22 protein-coding genes are annotated in these 19,008 nt (G+C 65.1%); 10 read left to right on the plus strand and 12 right to left on the minus strand.

The genetic code is table 11. The features are described from left to right. Nucleotides 1-199 precede the first annotated feature (199 nt). Together gyrA and ACJ8FR_RS11725 are read left to right on the plus strand one after the other, a co-directional pair. On the plus strand, nucleotides 200-3,010 hold the full coding sequence (gene gyrA, locus ACJ8FR_RS11720; RefSeq protein WP_407828848.1) for a DNA gyrase subunit A: 2,811 nt from the start codon (nucleotides 200-202) through the stop codon (nucleotides 3,008-3,010). A gap of 80 nt (nucleotides 3,011-3,090) precedes the next feature. Then, a complete protein-coding gene (locus tag ACJ8FR_RS11725) occupies nucleotides 3,091-3,558 on the plus strand; it encodes a host attachment family protein (RefSeq protein WP_407828797.1) in 468 nt (155 codons plus the stop codon). A gap of 48 nt (nucleotides 3,559-3,606) precedes the next feature. Here ACJ8FR_RS11725 and ACJ8FR_RS11730 read toward each other — a convergent pair whose 3' ends face one another. Then, complete coding sequence (locus ACJ8FR_RS11730) at nucleotides 3,607-4,191, minus strand: DUF4142 domain-containing protein (protein WP_407828798.1); 585 nt, start codon at nucleotides 4,189-4,191, stop codon at nucleotides 3,607-3,609. An 85-nt stretch (nucleotides 4,192-4,276) separates the two neighbouring features. Continuing rightward, entirely contained in the window at nucleotides 4,277-4,708 is a 432-nt protein-coding gene (locus ACJ8FR_RS11735) for a DUF488 family protein (RefSeq protein WP_407828799.1), read from the minus strand. Between the two features lie 92 nt (nucleotides 4,709-4,800). Here ACJ8FR_RS11735 and trmFO point away from each other — a divergent pair, with 92 nt between their 5' ends. Then, on the plus strand, nucleotides 4,801-6,180 hold the full coding sequence (trmFO, locus tag ACJ8FR_RS11740; protein WP_407828800.1) for a methylenetetrahydrofolate--tRNA-(uracil(54)-C(5))-methyltransferase (FADH(2)-oxidizing) TrmFO: 1,380 nt from the start codon (nucleotides 4,801-4,803) through the stop codon (nucleotides 6,178-6,180). Here the strand turns inward: trmFO and ACJ8FR_RS11745 are convergent. After that, on the minus strand, nucleotides 6,118-6,804 hold the full coding sequence (locus ACJ8FR_RS11745) for a sulfotransferase domain-containing protein (RefSeq protein WP_407828801.1): 687 nt from the start codon (nucleotides 6,802-6,804) through the stop codon (nucleotides 6,118-6,120). The genes trmFO and ACJ8FR_RS11745 overlap by 63 nt on opposite strands. Before the next feature lie 109 nt (nucleotides 6,805-6,913). Here ACJ8FR_RS11745 and ACJ8FR_RS11750 point away from each other — a divergent pair, with 109 nt between their 5' ends. After that, nucleotides 6,914-7,504, plus strand: a complete 591-nt coding sequence (locus ACJ8FR_RS11750) for an aspartyl/asparaginyl beta-hydroxylase domain-containing protein (RefSeq protein ID WP_407828802.1) — start codon at nucleotides 6,914-6,916, stop codon at nucleotides 7,502-7,504. A gap of 62 nt (nucleotides 7,505-7,566) precedes the next feature. Here the strand turns inward: ACJ8FR_RS11750 and ACJ8FR_RS11755 are convergent, their stop codons facing one another. The 6 genes from ACJ8FR_RS11755 to ACJ8FR_RS11780 form a co-directional block, all read right to left on the minus strand. After that, entirely contained in the window at nucleotides 7,567-8,049 is a 483-nt protein-coding gene (locus tag ACJ8FR_RS11755) for an EF-hand domain-containing protein (protein WP_407828803.1), read from the minus strand. 63 nt (nucleotides 8,050-8,112) lie between these two features. Continuing rightward, complete coding sequence (locus ACJ8FR_RS11760; protein WP_407828849.1) at nucleotides 8,113-8,772, minus strand: squalene/phytoene synthase family protein; 660 nt, start codon at nucleotides 8,770-8,772, stop codon at nucleotides 8,113-8,115. Further along, the gene (locus ACJ8FR_RS11765) at nucleotides 8,765-10,198 is read right to left on the minus strand and encodes a pyruvate dehydrogenase complex E1 component subunit beta (protein ID WP_407828804.1); all 1,434 of its coding nucleotides are present in this window, start codon (nucleotides 10,196-10,198) and stop codon (nucleotides 8,765-8,767) included. Before ACJ8FR_RS11765 ends, ACJ8FR_RS11760 begins: the two co-directional genes overlap by 8 nt. Further along, nucleotides 10,198-11,250: a pyruvate dehydrogenase (acetyl-transferring) E1 component subunit alpha gene (gene pdhA / locus ACJ8FR_RS11770; protein ID WP_407828805.1), complete on the minus strand. Its 1,053-nt coding sequence runs from the start codon at nucleotides 11,248-11,250 to the stop codon at nucleotides 10,198-10,200. Before pdhA ends, ACJ8FR_RS11765 begins: the two co-directional genes overlap by 1 nt. Nucleotides 11,251-11,328: 78 nt before the next feature. Further along, nucleotides 11,329-13,185 carry an acyltransferase family protein gene (locus tag ACJ8FR_RS11775; RefSeq protein WP_407828806.1) on the minus strand — a complete coding sequence of 619 codons (1,857 nt, stop codon included), beginning with the start codon at nucleotides 13,183-13,185 and terminating at the stop codon, nucleotides 11,329-11,331. Nucleotides 13,186-13,202: 17 nt separating this feature from the next. Further along, nucleotides 13,203-13,514 (minus strand): FtsB family cell division protein, encoded by a 312-nt coding sequence (locus ACJ8FR_RS11780; RefSeq protein ID WP_407828807.1) that lies wholly within the window; start codon nucleotides 13,512-13,514, stop codon nucleotides 13,203-13,205. Nucleotides 13,515-13,695: 181 nt separating this feature from the next. Here ACJ8FR_RS11780 and ACJ8FR_RS11785 point away from each other — a divergent pair, with 181 nt between their 5' ends. Then, nucleotides 13,696-14,454, plus strand: coding sequence for a hypothetical protein (locus ACJ8FR_RS11785; RefSeq protein WP_407828808.1), 759 nt, complete (start codon nucleotides 13,696-13,698; stop codon nucleotides 14,452-14,454). Here the strand turns inward: ACJ8FR_RS11785 and eno are convergent. Further along, nucleotides 14,451-15,740 carry a phosphopyruvate hydratase gene (gene eno, locus ACJ8FR_RS11790; protein WP_407828809.1) on the minus strand — a complete coding sequence of 430 codons (1,290 nt, stop codon included), beginning with the start codon at nucleotides 15,738-15,740 and terminating at the stop codon, nucleotides 14,451-14,453. The two genes, ACJ8FR_RS11785 and eno, sit on opposite strands and share 4 nt — an antisense overlap. A gap of 142 nt (nucleotides 15,741-15,882) precedes the next feature. Between eno and ACJ8FR_RS11795 the strand changes: the two genes are divergently transcribed. Genes ACJ8FR_RS11795 through ACJ8FR_RS11815 form a run of 5 tightly spaced genes read left to right on the plus strand, consistent with a single transcriptional unit; the run spans nucleotide 15,883 to nucleotide 17,848 of the window. Then, entirely contained in the window at nucleotides 15,883-16,461 is a 579-nt protein-coding gene (locus ACJ8FR_RS11795; protein WP_407828810.1) for a hypothetical protein, read from the plus strand. Between the two features lie 16 nt (nucleotides 16,462-16,477). Next, nucleotides 16,478-16,822, plus strand: coding sequence for a phage holin family protein (locus ACJ8FR_RS11800; protein WP_407828811.1), 345 nt, complete (start codon nucleotides 16,478-16,480; stop codon nucleotides 16,820-16,822). After that, nucleotides 16,819-17,175, plus strand: a complete 357-nt coding sequence (locus ACJ8FR_RS11805) for a DUF3618 domain-containing protein (RefSeq protein WP_407828812.1) — start codon at nucleotides 16,819-16,821, stop codon at nucleotides 17,173-17,175. The genes ACJ8FR_RS11800 and ACJ8FR_RS11805 overlap by 4 nt, the downstream gene beginning before the upstream one ends. Then, the gene (locus tag ACJ8FR_RS11810) at nucleotides 17,168-17,572 is read left to right on the plus strand and encodes a hypothetical protein (protein ID WP_407828813.1); all 405 of its coding nucleotides are present in this window, start codon (nucleotides 17,168-17,170) and stop codon (nucleotides 17,570-17,572) included. The genes ACJ8FR_RS11805 and ACJ8FR_RS11810 overlap by 8 nt, the downstream gene beginning before the upstream one ends. Nucleotides 17,573-17,605: 33 nt before the next feature. Next, nucleotides 17,606-17,848: a DUF4170 domain-containing protein gene (locus ACJ8FR_RS11815; RefSeq protein ID WP_407828814.1), complete on the plus strand. Its 243-nt coding sequence runs from the start codon at nucleotides 17,606-17,608 to the stop codon at nucleotides 17,846-17,848. Here the strand turns inward: ACJ8FR_RS11815 and ACJ8FR_RS11820 are convergent. Beyond that, on the minus strand, nucleotides 17,845-18,474 hold the full coding sequence (locus ACJ8FR_RS11820; RefSeq protein ID WP_407828815.1) for a rhomboid family intramembrane serine protease: 630 nt from the start codon (nucleotides 18,472-18,474) through the stop codon (nucleotides 17,845-17,847). The two genes, ACJ8FR_RS11815 and ACJ8FR_RS11820, sit on opposite strands and share 4 nt — an antisense overlap. After that, nucleotides 18,474-18,953 carry a transcription elongation factor GreA gene (greA, locus tag ACJ8FR_RS11825; RefSeq protein WP_407828816.1) on the minus strand — a complete coding sequence of 160 codons (480 nt, stop codon included), beginning with the start codon at nucleotides 18,951-18,953 and terminating at the stop codon, nucleotides 18,474-18,476. Before greA ends, ACJ8FR_RS11820 begins: the two co-directional genes overlap by 1 nt. Nucleotides 18,954-19,008 lie beyond the last annotated feature (55 nt).

Raw genomic sequence — 19,008 nt, forward strand, 5'->3', positions numbered from 1 at the left:
GCCTTTGAACCGTTTGGATTCGCACCGGAAATCGCCCGATCCCAAGTGCCGCTGCATGAATTCCTCCCTCGCGCGCGTACGCGCGGGGTGGCGCTTGCCCGAGAGTGCGACTAACTAGGGTGAAGGGGGCAAGCGGCATTCGGCCGCCCTCTCCTACACCTCAGTCTAGCAGGACCGCTTCTTGGCCACTCAGCCCCCGATCGACGACAACCCGGCACCAACCACCCCACCGCCTTCTGGCGACAGCGCGATCACGCCAATCTCCATCGTCGAGGAGATGAAGACCTCATACCTCGATTACGCGATGAGCGTGATCGTCAGCCGCGCGCTGCCCGACGTGCGCGACGGCCTGAAGCCGGTTCACCGGCGGATCCTCTACGCGTGCCAGGAAGCCGGCTATGTCGCCGGCCGGCCCTACCGCAAGTCGAGCCGCATCGTCGGTGACGTCATGGGTAAGTATCACCCGCACGGCGACAGCGCGATCTACGATGCCCTTGCTCGCATGACCCAGGATTGGTCGATGCGCGTGCCGCTGATCGACGGCCAGGGCAATTTCGGCTCGATGGATCCCGACCCGCCGGCGGCGATGCGCTACACCGAGGCGCGCCTCGCCAAGGTCGCGAACTTCCTCTTGGGCGACATCGACCGCGACACGGTCGACTTCCAGCCCAATTATGATGCTTCCGAGCGCGAGCCGCAGGTTCTTCCGGCGCGTTTCCCCAACCTCCTGGTCAACGGCGCCGGCGGGATCGCCGTGGGCATGGCGACCAACATCCCGCCGCACAATCTGGGCGAAGTGCTCGCCGCGTGCCGCGCCTACATCGAGGATCCGGCGATCAGCTCGGAAGGCTTGATGGAGCATGTGAAGGGCCCCGATTTCCCGACCGGCGGGTTCATCCTTGGCCAGTCGGGCATCCGCGGCGCCTACACGGCAGGCCGCGGCTCAATCATGCTGCGCTCGCGTCACCACGTCGAGGAGGGACGCGGCGACCGGCGCTCGATCGTGCTCACTGAAATCCCCTATCAGGTCGGCAAGAACGGCCTGGTCGAGAAGATCGCCGAGGCGGCCAAGGACAAGCGCATCGAGGGCGTCGCCGACATCCGCGACGAATCCAACCGCGAGGGTGTCCGTGTCGTCATCGACCTGAAGCGCGACGCCACCCCGGACGTCGTGCTCAACCAGCTGTGGCGGCACACCCCGGCGCAGTCGAGCTTCCCCGCCAACATGCTCGCGATCCGCGGCGGCCGGCCCGAGACGCTGACCCTGCGCGACTTCATCGAGGCGTTCATCCGCTTCCGCGAGGAAGTGATCACCCGCCGCTCGAAGTTCGAGCTGTTCAAGGCCCGCGAGCGGGCCCATCTCCTGCTCGGCCTTGTCGTCGCGGTGACCAATCTCGACGAGGTCGTGAAGCTGATCCGCGGGTCGGCGAGCCCGGTCGTAGCGCGCGAAAAGCTGCTCGAGCGCGAATGGCCCGGTGAGCAAATCCGCCCGTACATCCAGCTCGTCGAAGCGGTCGAACCGCAGGCCAAGCGCGAGAAATACAAGCTCAGCGACGCGCAGGTTAAGGCGATCCTCGAGCTTCGCCTGCACCGCCTCACCGCCCTCGGCCGCGACGAGATCGGCAATGAGCTTAAGGGGCTCGCCGTCAACATCGGCGAGCTGCTCGAGATCCTTGCTAACCGAGTCCGTCTTTACGAGGTGATGCGCGAAGAACTCGATGAGGTGGACGCGGAATATTCGACGCCCCGCATGTCCGAACTCGCCCCCGCCGCCGACGGTATCGAGGACGAGGACCTGATCGAGCGCGAGGACATGGTCGTGACCGTGACCATGGAAGGCTACATCAAACGCACGCCCCTCACGGTGTTCCGCGAGCAGAAACGCGGCGGCAAGGGCCGCGCCGGCATGGCGACCAAGGAACTGGATGCGGTCACTACATTGTTCGTGACCTCGACCCACAACCCGGTGCTGTTCTTCTCCAACCTCGGGCGGGTCTACCGGATGAAGGTTTGGCGCTTGCCCGAGGGCGGCGCCAACACCAAGGGCCGGCCGATGGTCAACCTGCTCCCCTTGGCGGAGGGCGAGACCATCTCGACCGTCCTGCCCCTGCCCGAGGACGAAGCCGAATGGGGCGGCCTGCACATCATGTTCGCAACGGCCAACGGGACCGTGCGCCGCAACAGCATGGCCGCCTTCACCAACATCCCCACCGCCGGGAAGATCGCAATGCGCTTCGGCATCGGACCGGCTGAGGAGACCGAGAGCGACGACAGCGACGACCAGGGCGATCCCAGCGACCGCCTCATCGGGGTCGAGCTTTTGACCGAGGGTGACGATGTGCTGCTCGCCACCCGCAACGGCAAGGCGATCCGGTTCATGGCGACCGATGTCCGCGAGTTTCAGTCGCGCACGTCGCGGGGCGTACGCGGAGTCCGCTTGCACACGGGCGACCAGGTCATCTCGATGTCGATCCTCCACCGTGTCGGCACGACACAGGAGGAACGCGAGGCCTATCTGAAATGCCCGCCATGGCGCGAGCGCGAGGACGTCGAATGCACGCTTGCCGCGGAGCGTGTCGCCGAGCTTGCTGACAAGGAGCAGTTCATCCTCACCCTCACCGAGAACGGCTATGGCAAGCGCTCTTCGGCCTATGAATATCGCCGCACCAACCGCGGCGGCCAGGGCATCACCAACATCGATACCTCGGAGCGCAACGGCTGCGTCGTCGCGAGCTTCCCCGCGCACCAGGGCGAGGCGCTGATGCTGGTCACCGACCAGGGCAAGATGATCCGCACCACGGTCGGCGACATCCGCGTCATGGGCCGCAACACCCAGGGTGTAACGATCTTCCGTGTCGGCGAGAACGAGCATGTCGTCAGCGTCGCCAAGATCGACGAAAGCGACGAGGAGGAGATCGAGATCGAAGGCGGCGATGAAATCGCGCCGACCGAGGATGCGATCGTCGGCGAGAGCGAGCTCGACCGTCCCGCGGACCCGGAGCCGGAGTAAGGTCCGGCTGCGACGAGCTGCTGAAACTTGCTGGGACAGGGCCGCGTTCTCGTCTTCGACACTTAAGGAGAAGCTGATCCATGCCCCTTCCCCACGATGCGCTGGTCCTCGTCGCCGACGGCCGCAAGATGCTGTTCTTCCGCAATCATGGCGATGAAAATCAGATCGACCTTAGAACCGAGGCGCATGGTGCGCGCCGGGACCGCAAGGACCGGGAGATCAAGACCGATGCGCCAGGGACGGCCAAGCAAAGCTTTGGCTATGGCCGCTCAACCTATGAGGAGGCTGATTTTCAACAACAGGAAGAGGACCGCTGGATCAAGGACGCCGCCGATGAACTGAAGTCGCGAGTCCTTCGCGGCGATTTCGATGCACTGGCGATCGTCGCCCCGCCCAAGGCGCTCGGAGTCCTCAAGAAATGCCTTCACAAGGAAGTCGCGAGGCGCATCGTCAGCACGATCAACAAGGAAATGAGCGGCCGGCCGGTCCCCGACATCGAAGCCCTGCTCGAAAGCGAGACGGCCGCCGGCGACTTGCCGACCGCGTGAATCGAAAGGGCCCGGCGACGACGCCGAGCCCTTCCGAATATACGCGCTTTAGCCCCGCTCGCCCGAGCGCCGGACCGGCGGCGGTGGAGGCGGTGGTGGCGCCGGCGGTGGCGGCGGGGTGACCACCAGCGACTGCGCCATCGCGAGGTGCCGCTGCATCATCGGAATGGCGCTGGCGGCGGTGGTCCGCAACACTGGCACATCACCGCTGGTTGCATAATTCTGCATCAGCCCGATGGCCTGCTGGTGCGCCGTGATCTGCGCCTGCTGGTACGCCTGATCGAAGCTGTAGCCGGTGCCCGCGGCACGCAACTGGTCGAGCGTCGCCTGCTGCGCCGGCAACAGCGTCGGCGGCGGCGGCGCGAGGTGCGCGGACACGGCCGCTGCCCCGACCTGTTGCCCAAGTTGCGTATGGTCGCTGATCAGCACGTTGGCGAGATTGCGCACCGTGGCATTCTGCGATGCCTGTAGCGCGAGCTGGCTCGATTCGATCTCGAACTCGTTGGCGCTCCCGGCCTGGGCGAGGAAGCCCGGCGCCAGCAGCGCGTTGTTGAGATCAACCGGCACAGGCGTACGCTGCGCACAAGCGGCGAGCACAAGCGCTCCGCCGAGCAGGATCCCCAGTTTCCTCATCGACGCTTCTCCCTATCTTTCGGTCATCGTTGCGGAGGAGAAACCGGCAATGACGCGCGCGGTTCCGAGTGCTGATCTGATGGTGTCAGGCGAACAGATGAAGCGCCTCGACGTTCGGCGCCACGGCGTCAAGCAGCAAGGTCCGGTGGCAGTCCGCCGGCTCACGTTCAAAACACAGCAAGGCGCTCGGCCGCTCGCGCGCAAGGTCGAGCATTTGCGCCGATTGGGCCAGCGCCTCGGGCAACTCGAGCTGGCCGGCGTAGATCCGCGCCATGTCTTGATGCCGCCCTGCCCGCGCTGCAGCGCGGCCCTCCGCCGGCGTTCCCAGAGCCTTCAAGTGGACATATTCGATCCCGGCTTCCTCGAGTGCAGCCCGCAGCGGCGACTTCGAGAAGCCGGGCCGCCGCGACAATGGCAGCGCGCGGACGTCGATGACGCGTTCGACGCCGGCCTTTTGCAGGGCGGCCAGGAACTCGCCGACCGTCGCGCCCTCGTAGCCGATGGTGAAAATGCGCATGGCTCTTCCCTGTCATTGCGAGCAGAGCGAAGCAATCCAGCGGCGCAAGTGGATTGCTTCATCGCCTCACTCCCCGCAATGACGATCGAACAATGGCTTTCGACATTCACATCATTGGCGGCGGGCTCGCCGGCAGCGAGGCGGCGTGGCAGCTCGCGGAAGCCGGCCTGCGCGTACGCCTCAGCGAGATGCGCGGCGGCGGCGACACCACGCCTGCGCACGAGACTGACCGCCTCGCCGAAATGGTCTGCTCGAACAGCTTCCGCTCGGACGACGCCGATCACAATGCAGTCGGCCTGCTCCACCAGGAGATGCGCGCGCTTGGTTCGCTGATCATCCGCGCGGGCGACCAGCACCGCGTCCCCGCCGGTTCGGCGCTGGCTGTCGACCGCGAAGGCTTCGCCGCCGAAGTCACGGACACGATCGAGCGCCATCCGAACATCAGTGTCGTCCGGGAGCGCGTCGACACGCTCCCCGATCACCCCACCATCATCGCCACCGGCCCGCTCACGGGATCGCGGCTGGCCGAAGCGATCGCCGCCGAGACCGGGACAAGCGCTCTCGCCTTCTTCGACGCGATCGCCCCGATCGTTCACCGCGACAGCGTCGACATGCACGTCGCCTGGATGGCCGCGCGTTGGGACAAAGGTGGGAAAGATTACATCAACTGCCCCCTCGACAGACCGCAGTACGAGGACTTCGTCGCGGCGTTGGTCGCCGGCGAGAAGATGCCGTTCAAGGAATGGGAAACCGACACCCCATATTTCGAAGGCTGCATGCCGATCGAAGTGATGGCCGAGCGCGGCCCCGAGACTTTGCGGCATGGCCCGATGAAGCCCGTCGGCCTCGATAATCCCCGCACCGGCCGCTCGCCCTATGCGGTAGTCCAGCTCCGCCAGGACAATGCGTTCGGCACCCTGTGGAACATGGTCGGCTTCCAGACCAAGCTGAAGCATGGCGAGCAGGTCCGCATTTTCCGCACCATCCCCGGTCTCGAGAAAGCCGAGTTCGCGCGGCTCGGCGGGATCCATCGCAACAGTTTCATCAACTCGCCGCGGCTGCTCGACCGCGAGCTGCGCCTGAAGTCGAAACCGAACATCCGTTTCGCCGGGCAGATCACCGGCTGCGAAGGCTATGTCGAAAGCGCCGCGGTCGGAATCCTCGCCGCCTGTTTCGCTGCTGGCGAGCTGCGCGGTGACGCCATGACGCCACCGCCGCCGGAAACCGCCATGGGCGCGCTTCTCGCCCACATCACCGGCGGCGCCGACGCGGAGACCTTCCAGCCGATGAACGTCAATTTCGGCCTGATGCCCCCGCTTCCCGGCCGATGGAAGCGCGCCGACCGCAAGAAGGCCTACACCGACCGCGCCCGCGCCGCTTTGGCGCACTGGAGCGAAACGACTGACCGCTCAGAGCGTGTAGCCGTAGCGTTCGATGACCTGTCGATCGCGGTCGGCGACGAGGGCAGCTAGACGATCATCGAAATAGCGCGAGCTCACATCGTGCGGCGAAACATTCAGGCGCGGAACCTGCTTTAGAAAGCGGTCAGCACATTCATTGGGCAGGTGTCCGAGCAGCGAAAGCGTCGTCCGCAGTTCCTCGCGGAGGCGTTCCATCCGAAGGATCGTCGCCTGCTGCGCTCCGGCATAAAGGCGCTCGTACAGAAAACTGTAGAATCCCAGCTGCCCTTCCCGAAGCTCGCCGACGCATTTCTTTGTGAGATTCAGGCCATGATTAGTGAAGGTGTCCGGCACGCCCGCTTCGAGAAGCGCGAGGCGAGGTTCGTCCGCGGACAGTCCTACCAGATTGGTGATCGTTTCCTTGAAACCGAGCTGTCCGGCGTTCGAACAGATGCGAAAAAGCACATTCGGGTTGTGCTGGTTGCGTTGGAAATGGTACCACGAAACGTAATAATCCCAAGGACTTCTGACGGTGCCGACAACCGGAAGGCTGCGATAGGGCTGCGGTAATTCGCGATAAGGCAGGTGGTAACCAATCTGCCTCGCAGAAGGCACGCAGCGCATCAGCAACACGTTGACGAAAGTGCCGCCGCTTTTATGAAGATGCAGAAATACCAGTCGGTCCGTTACGATCATGTCGTGCCGCTAAGCCCCAAGAAATCGAGATTGCATCCACGCAGCGGATGGAAGAGCGGAACCATCTTTTCTGAAGGCGAAAGCCGCCAGGCGTTGAAGGAAGCATAGCATGTATTTCGACGGCACGTTTCGCTACATCGGCGCAATCGATCCGGCGCCATTGGCACGCGCGGTCGAGTCTTTCGGCGAAGCCGCATGGCTTGAACATGTCGGTCGCCAGCACTCATACAACATGCATCGCGGGACCCAGTCGATCCCGTTGCTCTATGATGACGACGGGCGCCATACGCAACCGACGCCTTGGCCACGCTTGGCTCAACTCGAGCCGCTCCTGGAACCCGCGCTGACGATCATCAGGAAGGCCAATCCCCCTGTCCCTGGAACGGACGATGAGGGATATTTCATCAGGATCATCCTCACGCGTCTAAATCCGCACTGCTGGATATATCGCCACCGCGACGGTGGTGACACGCTCCTTCGGTCACACCGGAATCATATCGCGATTACGACCGACCAGCGAATCGAGTTCGAGGTCGGCGACGATATCCGGCATCTAGCGCCGGGCGAAATCTGGGAAATCAACAATCGGGAGGAACACGCCGTGCGGAATCCGACCGATAATGGCCGCGTCCACCTGATCGTCGACTATGTCGTCCCGGGTGAGATCATCGAAGATCCTGAAGAACGTTGCGTCGCGTGACCTCGGGCTGGCGACCGCGCCCGTAATGCCCTTGGTGCGCGGCTGGATCGGCTGAAACCAGCCTAATCATCATTCGCGTTGTCCACCTCCGCCGGGGCGGAGCTACGGCAACTGCACGCTGCTTTGTGCTTCGCTGGCGGCGGCGCGGTCGCCACGAATTCGGCCGCTGACAGCCATCCCTTGCGGCCGCCGGCCGTGTTGAACTTCTCGATCCCCTTGGCCGCATATTCCTGGAAACCGAGCGCGCCGTTGTGATCGAGGTCGAGCTTGTCGAAATTCCGGCGGCGGGCGGCGAGATACTCGTCCGCGGCGACCTTTCCATCCTTGTTCTTGTCGTAGCGGCTGAAGCGCTTCTCTTCGCGCGTTTTGGCATCGGCCTCGGGCGCCTGGAGCGGCTCGGCTGCGCCGAATAGTGACGCGCTCGCCGCGCGCGCCGGCGGCGCTCCAGGCAAGACAGGACCTTTTGCGGCACGCGACTGCCAGATCAGGAATGCGCCGGTCAGGAGGAGGAAGCAGGCGGCGGCGCCGGCAAAGAATCGCAGCAAGGCACATCTCCTTCGAGAGGAGATTCGGCACGGGCGGCAACCTCCAGATTGGAGGCACCCCTGTCAACCGTGGGGCAGACTACCCACGAGCCGATGGCGAACCACGGCGGACAGCCGCGCCAGTCCGCGACCCTGCCGCACCAAATCGGCGGCGGCGAGTGCCGCGATCACCGTCAGCGGCCGCAATTGCCGCGGCAGCCTCTCGCCGAGGCCCGCCAACGCCGCACGCGCCTCACTCAAGAGATAGTCTCGCGACGCGGAATCACTGCAATGGTGCGCGCCGTCCATCAGCGACCAAAACGCCCCGGCGGCTTCACCGTCGCTCGCCTCAGCGCCGAGGAGCCGCGCACCGGCGCCGAACAAGATCCCCCCGCGCAACTTCAGACCCTCGGCCTGCGGATCGCTCCACGGAAACGGCTCCAGCAGCGGCAGCCACCCGTCTTCGAGCTGCAACAGCTGCTGGCCGCTGACGCCGAGCGGAACAAGCTCTTCGGCGACGGCCCGCAGCCGCGGCTCCGCCGGCACCTTGCCCTGATCAAGTCCTTCGAGCCGCTCCCGCCACCACGCGAGGCGGATCGCGCCGAGCCGCGGGTCGCTGCTCGTCGTGACGACGTCGGCAAAGGCCAGGTCCAGGTTCCACAAGGCCGAAAAGGCGCCTCTGACGGCGCGTGGCAGCTGGTCGAGCGCGACCCGGCGGTCGTGGTCGAGCCCGCGCTCAGCGATAGGTGACCGCTTTCACCGCCTCGACCACCTGGCCCGCCTTGATCAGCGCCAGCTTCTCGAGGTTCGCGGCGTAAGGCAGCGGCACGTCCACGTCGGTCACGCGAAGCACCGGCGCGTCGAGGTCGTCGAAGCCTTCGGTCATCGCGATCGCGATGATCTCCGAACTGATCGAACAGACCGGCCAGCCCTCCTCGACCACCACCATGCGGTTGGTGCGCTTGAGGCTCTGTAGCACCGTCGCCTTGTCGAGCGGGCGGAGCGTGCGAAGGTCGATGACCTCGGCGTTGATGCCCTGCGCCATCAGCTCCTGCGCCGCCTCGAGCGCAACTCCGACCCCAATCGAATAGCTGACGATGGTCACGTCCTTGCCCGGGCGGACGATCCGCGCCTTGCCGATCGGCAGAACGTAATCGTCGAGCTGGGGCACGTCGAAATGCTGGCCGTAGAGCAGTTCGTTCTCGAGGAACACGACCGGATCGTCGGTGCGGATCGCGGCCTTGAGGAGGCCCTTGGCATCGGCCGCGCTATAGGGGCAGATCACGATCAGGCCCGGCACATGCGCGTACCAGGACCCGTAATTCTGGCTGTGCTGGGCGGCGACCCGCGCCGCTGCGCCATTGGGCCCGCGGAACACGATCGGGCAGCGCATCTGCCCGCCCGACATGTAATTGGTCTTGGCCGCCGAATTGATGATGTGGTCGATCGCCTGCATCGCGAAGTTGAAGGTCATGAACTCGACGATCGGCCTTAAGCCCCCCATTGCCGCGCCCGTGCCGAGACCGGCAAAGCCATATTCGGTGATCGGCGTATCGACCACGCGCTTCGCCCCGAACTCCTGCAGCAAATTCTGTGTGACCTTATACGCGCCCTGGTACTCGGCGACCTCTTCGCCCATCACGAACACGCGCTCGTCCTTGCGCATCTCCTCCGCCATCGCGTCGCGCAGCGCATCGCGCACCGTCATCGTGACGAGTGGCGTGCCTTCCGGCACTTCCGGATCGTCGTGGGTCGCCGCGACATCGGCGACGAGGTCCCGCGCCGCGGTTTCGAACACGTGCGGCGTCGGCGTTGCCTCGTCCTGCTGCGATTCAGGCGCGGGGACAGACGGCTCCTCGGCCATCGCCGGTTTCGGGGCCATCGCCGGCTTCGGGGCGGCATCGGCCGGCTGAGCACTGACCTGCTCGCCATCGCCGGCGAGAAGCGCGATCGGCTGGCCCACCTTCACCCCATCGGTGCCTTCGGGAACAAGGATCTTCGCGATCTTGCCCTCGTCGACCGCCTCGAACTCCATCGTCGCCTTGTCGGTTTCGATCTCGGCGAGGATGTCTCCGGATTTCACCTCGTCGCCTTCCTTCACCAGCCACTTCGCGAGTGTCCCCTCCTCCATCGTCGGGGACAAAGCGGGCATCTTGAGCTCCAGCGGCATCAGTAGCTCCCCACCAGCACGTCGGTGTAGAGTTCCTTCGGATCCGGTTCGGGTGCGTCTTCAGCGAACTTGGCAGCGCCGACCACGATGTCCTTGATTTCCTTGTCGATCGCCTTGAGCTCTTCTTCCTTGACGCCCATCGCTTCGAGGCCGCGCTCGGCGTGGGTGATCGGATCATTATGCTCACGCACGTCCTGCACTTCCTCGCGGGTCCGGTAGCGCGCGGGGTCCGACATGGAGTGGCCGCGGTAGCGGTAGGTCAGGAACTCGATGAGGATCGGCCCTTTGCCGCTGCGGGTCCATTCGAGCGCGACCTCGGCCGCGCCGCGCACGGCGAGCACGTCCATCCCGTCGACCTGCAGGCCGGGAATCCGGTGCGCCTCGCCGCGCCGGTAGAGCAAAGGCTCGGCCGACGAGCGGGCGATCGATGTGCCCATCGCATATTTGTTGTTCTCGACGACGTAGATGATCGGCAGGTCCCACAGCTTGGCCATGTTGAACGCTTCGTAGACCTGGCCCTGGTTGACCGCGCCGTCGCCCATGTAGGTCAGGCACACGCCGCCGTCCTCGGCATATTTGTGCTTGAACGCGAGGCCGGTCCCGAGCGGCACCTGGGCGCCGACGATTCCGTGCCCGCCGTAGAAGCCGTGGTCGACGCTGAACATGTGCATCGACCCGCCCTTGCCGTGGGAGATGCCCGCGGCGCGGCCGGTGAGCTCGGCCATGATCACCTTGGGATCAATCCCGTAGGCGAGCATGTGGCCGTGGTCGCGATAGCCGGTGATGACGCTGTCCTTGCCGACCGTCATTGCTGACTGCAGCCCGACCGCGACCGCTTCCTGGCCGATGTACAGGTGACAGAAGCCGCCGATCAGCCCGAGGCCGTAGAGCTGGCCCGCGCGCTCCTCGAAGCGGCGGATGAGCAGCATCTGGCGATAGAATTGGAGCAGCTGGTCCTTGCTCGCCTTGAAGCGCTTGGGCTGCGGCGGGCGCTCGATTTGCGGCGCTTGCGGCTGCGACGACACGACGGCTTTCTTCGCGGGACGCGCCACGGCGATCTCTCTCCTCGGGGTAGCGGCGGGTCTATAGGAGGCGGTGCGGCACGCGGCAACTGGGGCCCGGACCTGCGCTTACGGACCAGCCTGCATCGCCTTTCGGATGGCCGGAGCTATGATCGCTAGACCTGCATATCGGCTCGGATGGTTCGAGTCCGAGAACAGCATGTAGGCGGGCTGGCCGCAGAACGCCGCCGATACATCGACAAGTATGATGCCGTGGAGCGGAATATGCGCTTTTGGGCAGGTTAAATTCAATGGGGGCCGGCCGAAGCGTTGCCGGATGGCGCTCGACCAGGGCACGTCCGAGCCTGGGTCCGGCACGCCGGCCACAACAACGACCGTCTTGCCCGCTGCATTCAGTCGATCGATCATTTGCTGCTCGGATTGCCAGAACTGCGTCGGAGGCCCGGTTTCTAGCGCCAGCCAATAAGCGCTCAGGACCACCGTCGTCATGTGACGGTCACGTTCGGCAAGCTGCAAGGCACGCGCATTATTGGTTCTGCACGCGCCTGGAACTTCACCGCCCGGCCAATCCGGCACGGGAGGGCACGCGCCCGTCGAGATCACCAGCCCAGGCATTCGGGTGCCTTGGGCGACAGCCTCGGAGACAGCTGCAGCGTGGCTGTCGCCCCACAGCAGCAACTGGGGCTCACCTGCTGGGCCGATGCGGCAATGTTCCAGTGCATAACCGAAACTGACGGTCGTGCAGCGGTGGGCAAGCGGCGCATATGCATCGTGAGCAAAAGCGATTTTGACGACTGCCGGCGGCAGCCGCTGAGGCAAACCTTTGCCGGCAATTGCAATGGCCGACGCAAGCAAGATTGCAGCAGCACCGACAAGACAGGGGACAAGCACAAGACGGAAGCGAGTCGACCGCTCGCGCGCGGGCTGCTCGATCCAGCGAAAGCTTACGACCGACAAAAGGACCGCAAGCGCGATGCCACCGATATCCCATGCCGGCGGAAGCTCGACATCGGCTCGCCAGTGCCGCAGCAGGACGAAGATGGGCCAATGCCAGAGGTATAAGGAATAGCTGAGCCGGCCGACGTACACGAGCGGCCCAAAGGATAGAGACCGACCTGTGATGGAACTGGGTCCGCCTCCGATCAGAAGCGCAGCGCCAAGTGTCGGCACGAGCGCACGCCATCCAGGAAACGGGTCGGCCGCGGACAGCAGCACGCCCGACATGAGGACAAGCGCAAGTCCAGCAAGTCCTTCCGCGTGCTTCGCGTACCTCGCGCGTTTCAGGTGCTCCGGGATGGAAGGCAAATTTTGCGCAAGCGCGGCGCCGATCATCAGTTCCCAACCGCGGGTCGGGAGAAGATAGAATGCCCCGGCCGGCGCCCGCTTCGTCATGATGAGGCACAGCAGAAAGGACGCGATTCCGAGAAGGCCGACGACCAGCCTGGGTTTGCCCAATCGTGCTGCAATGACCAGCACCGCCGGCATCAGCAGATAAAACTGCTCCTCGACGCCCAGCGACCAGCTGTGCAGCAGCGGCACAACGCCGTGCGCGAATGCGAAATAGTTTGCCGTCCGCCAGAAGAAGACGTTCGAGACCATGGCCACCGTAGCGACCGCCGATTGCGCGAACTGATCGAGTTCGTACGGCAGAAGGAGTGCGTAGGCCGCGACGGTCGTGGAAGCAGTTACGGTCACAAGCGCGGGCGCAATTCGACGGAAGCGCCTCTGGTAAAAATAGCCAAAGCTGAAGCGCCCTTCGCCGGCGTCGCGCTGGATAATCGACGTGATCAGATACCCGGAGATCACGAAAAACACGTCGACCCCGCCAAAGCCGCCGGGCATTCCTGGCAAGCCGGAGTGGAACCACACGACCATCAGCACGGCTATTCCGCGCAGGCCGTCGATGTCGGCACGATACCGGATGGAGGCAGGTTGAAATGCCCCGGCAGGTCGTTCGCTCGCCAACGGGTTGGGCAAGCGCCTCAATCGAGCGGGACGATCACCTCGTCCGGACGGACCAGGCCGAGATCCTTGCGCACCAGCTCATCGGCCATGTCCGGATCGGCCTTGCGTGGATCGAGCAGGTCGGAGCGATGCCTGAGCTGGGCGCGCTGTTGCTCGATTTGCTGTAGCTCGGCCTGCCGCTGCTGGAGCGCGCGGTGATAGCTGCCCCAGGCGAGCACCCCGTTGGGTCCGGCGACCGCATGCCCGGCAAAAGTGCCGACGACGATCAGCGCCAGCGCCGGCCACGCCGCGCGGCGGATCAGTCCCAGGCTCTTCTGCGCACCCCCCATGACGTCACCAGAAGAATCACGAAGGAGTCACGAAGGCAAGTGAAAAGAATGGTTTGGTGGATGAAGCGGGGATAAAGTTGTGGATCAGCAGCGCCCCGGGCGTTCGAATGACTTCCACCACGCGGCATGTTAGGCCTCCGCGAGGGGGGAAGTGCTAATGGAGCCGTCAGCAGAAATCGTCTTGCCGGCCGGGTTGCCGACGCCTGCCCGACGACGCTTCATTGCCTTCCACAAGTGGGACCGCAATTTCTTCTTGGCTTTCCTTGCACTGTGCTGGCTCGGGGTTCTGATGGGGTTCGTGCCGGCGGCGATAAAGCGCCACGCCGGTCACGCCGACTATCCAGCGCCGCTGGTCCTCGAGATTCATGCATTTGCCTTCAGCGCGTGGATGGTCCTGCTGACCACCCAGATCCTCCTGATCCGCGCGCGCCGCCCGCAACTGCACATGCGGCTCGGCCTCGTCGCTGCGGGATTGGTCCCAGTGATGGCAGTCAGCGCTTTGCTTTCAGAAATCTACAGCCAGCGTTTCCGCTCCGCCGACCCGGACGAGCGGGCCTTCTTCATTATTGCGATTTTTGAAGTGATCGCGTTCACCGCGCTCGCCAGCACCGCAATTGCGGCTCGCAAGAACCCTGCGTCGCACAAGCGCTTGATTATCCTGGCCACCACGATGATCGTTGGCGCGGCATATGGGCGCTGGTGGAGCGGCGCCCTCTACCATCTGTTCGGCGATGGCTACAGCGGGGTGTTGATCTACACGTACGCGGGAACGGACCTCTTGTTGGCTGGAGCGCTCGGCTATGATTGGCTGACGCGCGGACGTCTCCACCGCGTCTATGAAATCGCGGTCCCGGCAATCCTCGCCGGCGAGATTGCAACAACGATCATCTATCACTCCCCAAAATGGGTGCCGATCGCGAGGTTTATGGTCGATCGCTAAGACGCGCGATAGGCTTTGATCGCGGCCCGCCCGGGATAGCGCGCTGTCTCGCCCAGCTCCTCTTCGATCCGCAGCAGCTGGTTGTACTTGGCTGTGCGGTCGGAACGCGCGAGGCTGCCGGTCTTGATCTGGCCGCAGCTCAGCGCGACCGCCAAATCGGCGATGGTCGAATCCTCGGTCTCGCCCGAACGGTGCGACATCACGGCGGTATAAGCGTTGGTTTGCGCGAGCCGCACGGCGTCGATCGTCTCGGTCAGGGTCCCGATCTGGTTGACCTTGATGAGGATCGAATTGGCGATCCCGTGGTCGATGCCCCACTGCAGCCGCTTGACGTTGGTGACGAAGGCATCGTCGCCGACCAGCTGGACCCGCGACCCGAGCTTGTCGGTCAGCGCCTTCCAGCCCTCGGCGTCGTCCTCGGCCATGCCGTCCTCGATCGAAGCGATCGGATAATCGGACGCCAACGCCACGTAGTAATCGGCCATCTCGACCGGCGTCAGGCGCTTGCCCTCGCCCTTCAGGTCATAGCGGCCTTCACCGAAGAACTCGCTCGCCGCCGGATCCATCGCCAGAAGCACGTCGTCGCCGAGCTTGTAGCCGGCTGCCCGCACCGCCTTGTCGATGAAGTCGAGCGCCTCGCGTGCCGAGTTGATCGCCGGCGCGAAGCCGCCCTCGTCGCCAACTGCGGTCGACAGGCCCGCCTGGTGAAGGCCGCTCTTGAGCGCATGGAAAATCTCCGCCCCGCAGCGCAGCGCCTCGGCGAAGTCGGGCGCGGCGACCGGCATCACCATGAATTCCTGGAAGTCGATATTGTTGTCGGCATGGACCCCGCCGTTGACGATGTTCATCATCGGCACCGGCAGCAAATTGGCATCGACTCCGCCGACGTAGCGGTAGAGCGGCAGGCCGAGCGCGTCCGACGCCGCCTTGGCGGTCGCCAGGCTGACCCCGAGGATCGCATTGGCGCCGAGCCGCGCCTTGTTCTCGGTCCCGTCGAGCGCAATCAGCGAGGCATCGAGCCCCGCCTGGTCCTCGGCGTCGAGGCCGACGACCTCCTCGGCGATCTCGCCATTGACCGCACGCACGGCCTTCATGACGCCCTTGCCGCCCCAGCGGCCCTTGTCCCCGTCCCTCAGCTCGACCGCTTCGTGGGCGCCGGTCGAAGCGCCCGATGGCACCGCGGCACGGCCCATGCTGCCGTCGTCGAGCGTGACGTCCACCTCGACCGTCGGATTGCCGCGGCTGTCGAGGATTTGGCGGGCGTGAACGTCGACGATCGCGGTCATGGCTTTCCTTCTTGCGGGCGCGTAACAATATGGGTGTAGCCAAGCGCTATAATCGGAGCGTTCGACCGTGCAACTTTCGGTCTGGCGAGCCGGAACGAAGGCGCGAGGCTCCGGGTTCAAGACGTCGAGGAGGACTGGCCTGATGACTGACCAACGGACTGACGACACGACGGCCGCGCTGCCCGACGGAACCGACGAGATTATCGAAGGCGCTGCCAAAAGCGGCGACGGCGACACCATAATCGTGGAGGACACTGCTTTGGTCACGGAACGTGAAATCCCCGCTCCCGCCGGCGATGCGGAACGGCCCGTGAGCGGCAGCGGAAGCCCGGAGGGTGGTCTGGTCGACCGCCTGCGCAGCGGGCGCGAGCAACTGGCCGGCCAAGCCGGTGAAAAGGCGCGCGGCTTCGTCACGCAAGGGCTCGAGCGCACGTCCGAAGCACTCGCCAACGTGTCGAAGATGATCGGCGATACCGCAGACGGCATCGATGAGCGGCTCGGCGCCGAATATGGCGATTATGCCCGCCGCGCCGCAGGCTCGATCGAAAGCGTCGCCAACAACATCGCAGCCAAGGATCCCGACGAGCTGATCGACGATACCCGCAACTTCGTCCGCAACAGCCCGGGCATCGCGCTCGCAGGGGCTGCCGTGGTCGGTTTCGTCGTTGCGCGCTTGCTCAAGACCGGGCTTCCCGCCGACGACCGCGAGGACGAGGATTGAGGGACCTGGGGGACTGATGCTCAAGCCGGCCGATCCCGGACCGCCGCCGCCCGAACGCCCGATCGGTGAGCTCGTTCACGAGCTGATCGAAAACGGCAAGGCGTATGCACAAGCCGAGATCGGCCTCGTCAAGGCGATCGCGGCGGCCAAGGGCAAAGCGCTGGCGATTCCCATGGCGCTGTTCGCGCTTGCGTTCTTCCTCGCCATGGCGGCGCTCAACGCGCTTGCGGTGGGCGTCGTCATCGCGCTCGAAACGTTCATCGGCCCGCTCGCCGCGGGGTTCGTCGGCATGCTGATCTTCGCTGCCATTGCCGGCCTGCTTGGCTGGACCGGTTATCAGCGGCTGAGGCGCGACTTGTGAGCGATTCACCCGAAATCGTCGCCGCGCGCGCCGAAGTTGACCGCAGCCGGGCACGGGCCATGGCGACTGCGCACGAATTGCAGGAACGGCTCAGCCCCAAGGTCCTGGCGAAGGGCGCGTGGCAGGGCGCGAAGGAAAAGGGCGCCGACCTCGCCGAAGACGCCGTCGATGCCGTCCGCTCGCGGCCACTCACCGCTACCGGGGTCGTCGCGGCCGTGACCATGTTCCTCGCCCGCGAGCCGTTGATCGACCTTGCCGGCAGGCTCGCCGACAATGTCGGAGAGAAGCGCAAATCGCGAAAGGCCCGCAAGGCCCGAACCAAGCAGCAGGATACGGAGAAAGCCAATGACTGAACGCGACAACGACCCCACCACGCCCGAGGCGCGCGGATCGGCTCGCGAGCGCGCAATCCGCGGCTATGACGATGCGCGCGGCCGCGCCGCCGACACTCTTGGCCAGGCGCCGCTGCTCGCGCTTGCCGGCGGTCTTGCGGCCGGAGCGCTGATCGCCGCGCTCCTTCCGCGCACCAACGCCGAATCCCGCCTCGTCCGGCCCACAGCGCGACGCGTCAAGGACAGCGCGCGCGCCGCCTTCGTCGCGGCTCGGGACACGGGTACGCAGCGCCTCGACGAGCTCGGGATCAGCCGCGAGAAGGGTGAGGAAACCTTCCGCAGCCTGCTCGACGGCCTCACTGACGCGGCGCGGCTTTCGGCCAAGGCTGCCGCCGAGGCCGCCCGCAACCAGGGCTGACGAAATCGGGTTGATCGGCTAGCGGAGGGGGCAATGAGCAAGCTTCACCTTGTTTTCGGCGGCCGGGTCCACGACCCGCGCGGCCTCGACTTTGATCTTGAGACGATCGACCTCGTCGGCGTCTATGACAGCTATGCGGCGGCCGAGGATGCCTGGCGCGGCAGAGCCCAGCGCACGGTCGACGACGCCGAGATGAGATATGTGATCGTCCATTTGCATCGGCTGCTCGAGCCGGACTCGGACGGTATCTCTCGGCCCAGGGAGCCGGCGGCCTAAGCCTTGCGGTAGTGCCACAGCAGCAGCGGACGCTGCAGCAGCAGCCCCGCCGCGAACCCGCCGACATGCGCGGGCGTCGCCAGCAAATAGCCCTGCCCGCCGGCCAGCCAGCCCATCATCATCTGCAGCACAACCCACGCTGCCAGCAGCCAGGCAACGTTGATCCACCGGTTGAGCCGCAAATTGTTGGTGAAGGCCTTCGCACGCCCGAAGCTTAGCGCATAAGCGCCGACGACCGCGCTGATCGCGCCGCTCGCGCCGATCGTCGGCACGATCCCGGCCGGGTCCGCCGCCCATTGCGCCGCCGCGGCGGCATAGGCGCCAACGACGTACAGGATGACCAGCCCTAGCGGTCCGATCGTCCGCTCGACCGCGGTTCCGCACCACAGCAGCATCAGCAGGTTGAAGCCGAGGTGGATGAGCCCCGAATGGACCAAGGTCGCGGTCAGCGGGGTCAGCGCCGCGGGAACCGCCGCCGACGCCATCGCGTGAGTCATCCGCAAGGGAATGAAGCCGAGCTGGTACGCCGCCTGCTCGGTCTGCCCGAGAAGAAGGGCGATGACCCACGCCAGCGCGGTCAGCACGGCGATGATGTTGGTCGCCGAGCGCGGGAAGCGCTGGCCCACTAAATGAACTCGATCTTCTTGATCGCGTAATAGCGGTCGCCCGACGGCGTCGACACCTCGACGTCCTCGCCCTTCTGGCGGCCGATGAGCGCCCGACCGAGCGGAGAATTGTAGCTGATCCGCCCGACCCGGGCGTCGGCCTCGACCTGGCCGACGAGCTGGTATTTCACCTTCTTCGCGTCTTCGTCGACGAGCGTGACCGTCGCTCCGAACGCGACTTTATCGCCCGACAGCGTGGTCGGATCGATGACCATCGCGCGGCTCAGGCGGTCCTCGATGTCGGCGATCGACGCCTCGATCTGCCCCTGACGCTCCTTGGCCGCGTGATATTCCGCATTCTCGCTGAGGTCGCCATGCGCGCGCGCGGCTTCGATCGCCTCGACGATGTCGGGGCGCTCGCTCTTCAGCCGCTTGAGGTCGTCGGTCAGCTTGCGGTGGCCCTCGGCCAGCATCGGCACCTTCTCGGCACTCGTCGCCATCTGTTCAAAACCCTTTTCAAAACTCTTCCGCCCGCGTGGCTCAGGCCCGCGATGT

The organism is Sphingomonas sp. (assembly GCF_045810705.1).
Classification (GTDB): domain Bacteria; phylum Pseudomonadota; class Alphaproteobacteria; order Sphingomonadales; family Sphingomonadaceae; genus Sphingomicrobium.

Bases quoted from the DNA above. Each gene is read 5' to 3' on its own strand.
- ACJ8FR_RS11815 (WP_407828814.1), top strand. From the start codon at position 17,606: ATGAGCAAGCTTCACCTTGTTTTCGGCGGCCGGGTCCACGACCCGCGC.
- trmFO (WP_407828800.1), top strand. From the start codon at position 4,801: ATGGCTTTCGACATTCACATCATTGGCGGCGGGCTCGCCGGCAGCGAG.
- greA (WP_407828816.1), bottom strand. From the start codon at position 18,953: ATGGCGACGAGTGCCGAGAAGGTGCCGATGCTGGCCGAGGGCCACCGC.
- ACJ8FR_RS11780 (WP_407828807.1), bottom strand. From the start codon at position 13,514: ATGGGGGGTGCGCAGAAGAGCCTGGGACTGATCCGCCGCGCGGCGTGG.
- ACJ8FR_RS11810 (WP_407828813.1), top strand. From the start codon at position 17,168: ATGACTGAACGCGACAACGACCCCACCACGCCCGAGGCGCGCGGATCG.
- eno (WP_407828809.1), bottom strand. From the start codon at position 15,740: ATGACCGCGATCGTCGACGTTCACGCCCGCCAAATCCTCGACAGCCGC.
- ACJ8FR_RS11735 (WP_407828799.1), bottom strand. From the start codon at position 4,708: ATGCGCATTTTCACCATCGGCTACGAGGGCGCGACGGTCGGCGAGTTC.
- ACJ8FR_RS11725 (WP_407828797.1), top strand. From the start codon at position 3,091: ATGCCCCTTCCCCACGATGCGCTGGTCCTCGTCGCCGACGGCCGCAAG.
- ACJ8FR_RS11765 (WP_407828804.1), bottom strand. From the start codon at position 10,198: ATGCCGCTGGAGCTCAAGATGCCCGCTTTGTCCCCGACGATGGAGGAG.
- ACJ8FR_RS11750 (WP_407828802.1), top strand. From the start codon at position 6,914: ATGTATTTCGACGGCACGTTTCGCTACATCGGCGCAATCGATCCGGCG.
- ACJ8FR_RS11795 (WP_407828810.1), top strand. From the start codon at position 15,883: ATGACTGACCAACGGACTGACGACACGACGGCCGCGCTGCCCGACGGA.
- ACJ8FR_RS11800 (WP_407828811.1), top strand. From the start codon at position 16,478: ATGCTCAAGCCGGCCGATCCCGGACCGCCGCCGCCCGAACGCCCGATC.
- ACJ8FR_RS11730 (WP_407828798.1), bottom strand. From the start codon at position 4,191: ATGAGGAAACTGGGGATCCTGCTCGGCGGAGCGCTTGTGCTCGCCGCT.
- ACJ8FR_RS11745 (WP_407828801.1), bottom strand. From the start codon at position 6,804: ATGATCGTAACGGACCGACTGGTATTTCTGCATCTTCATAAAAGCGGC.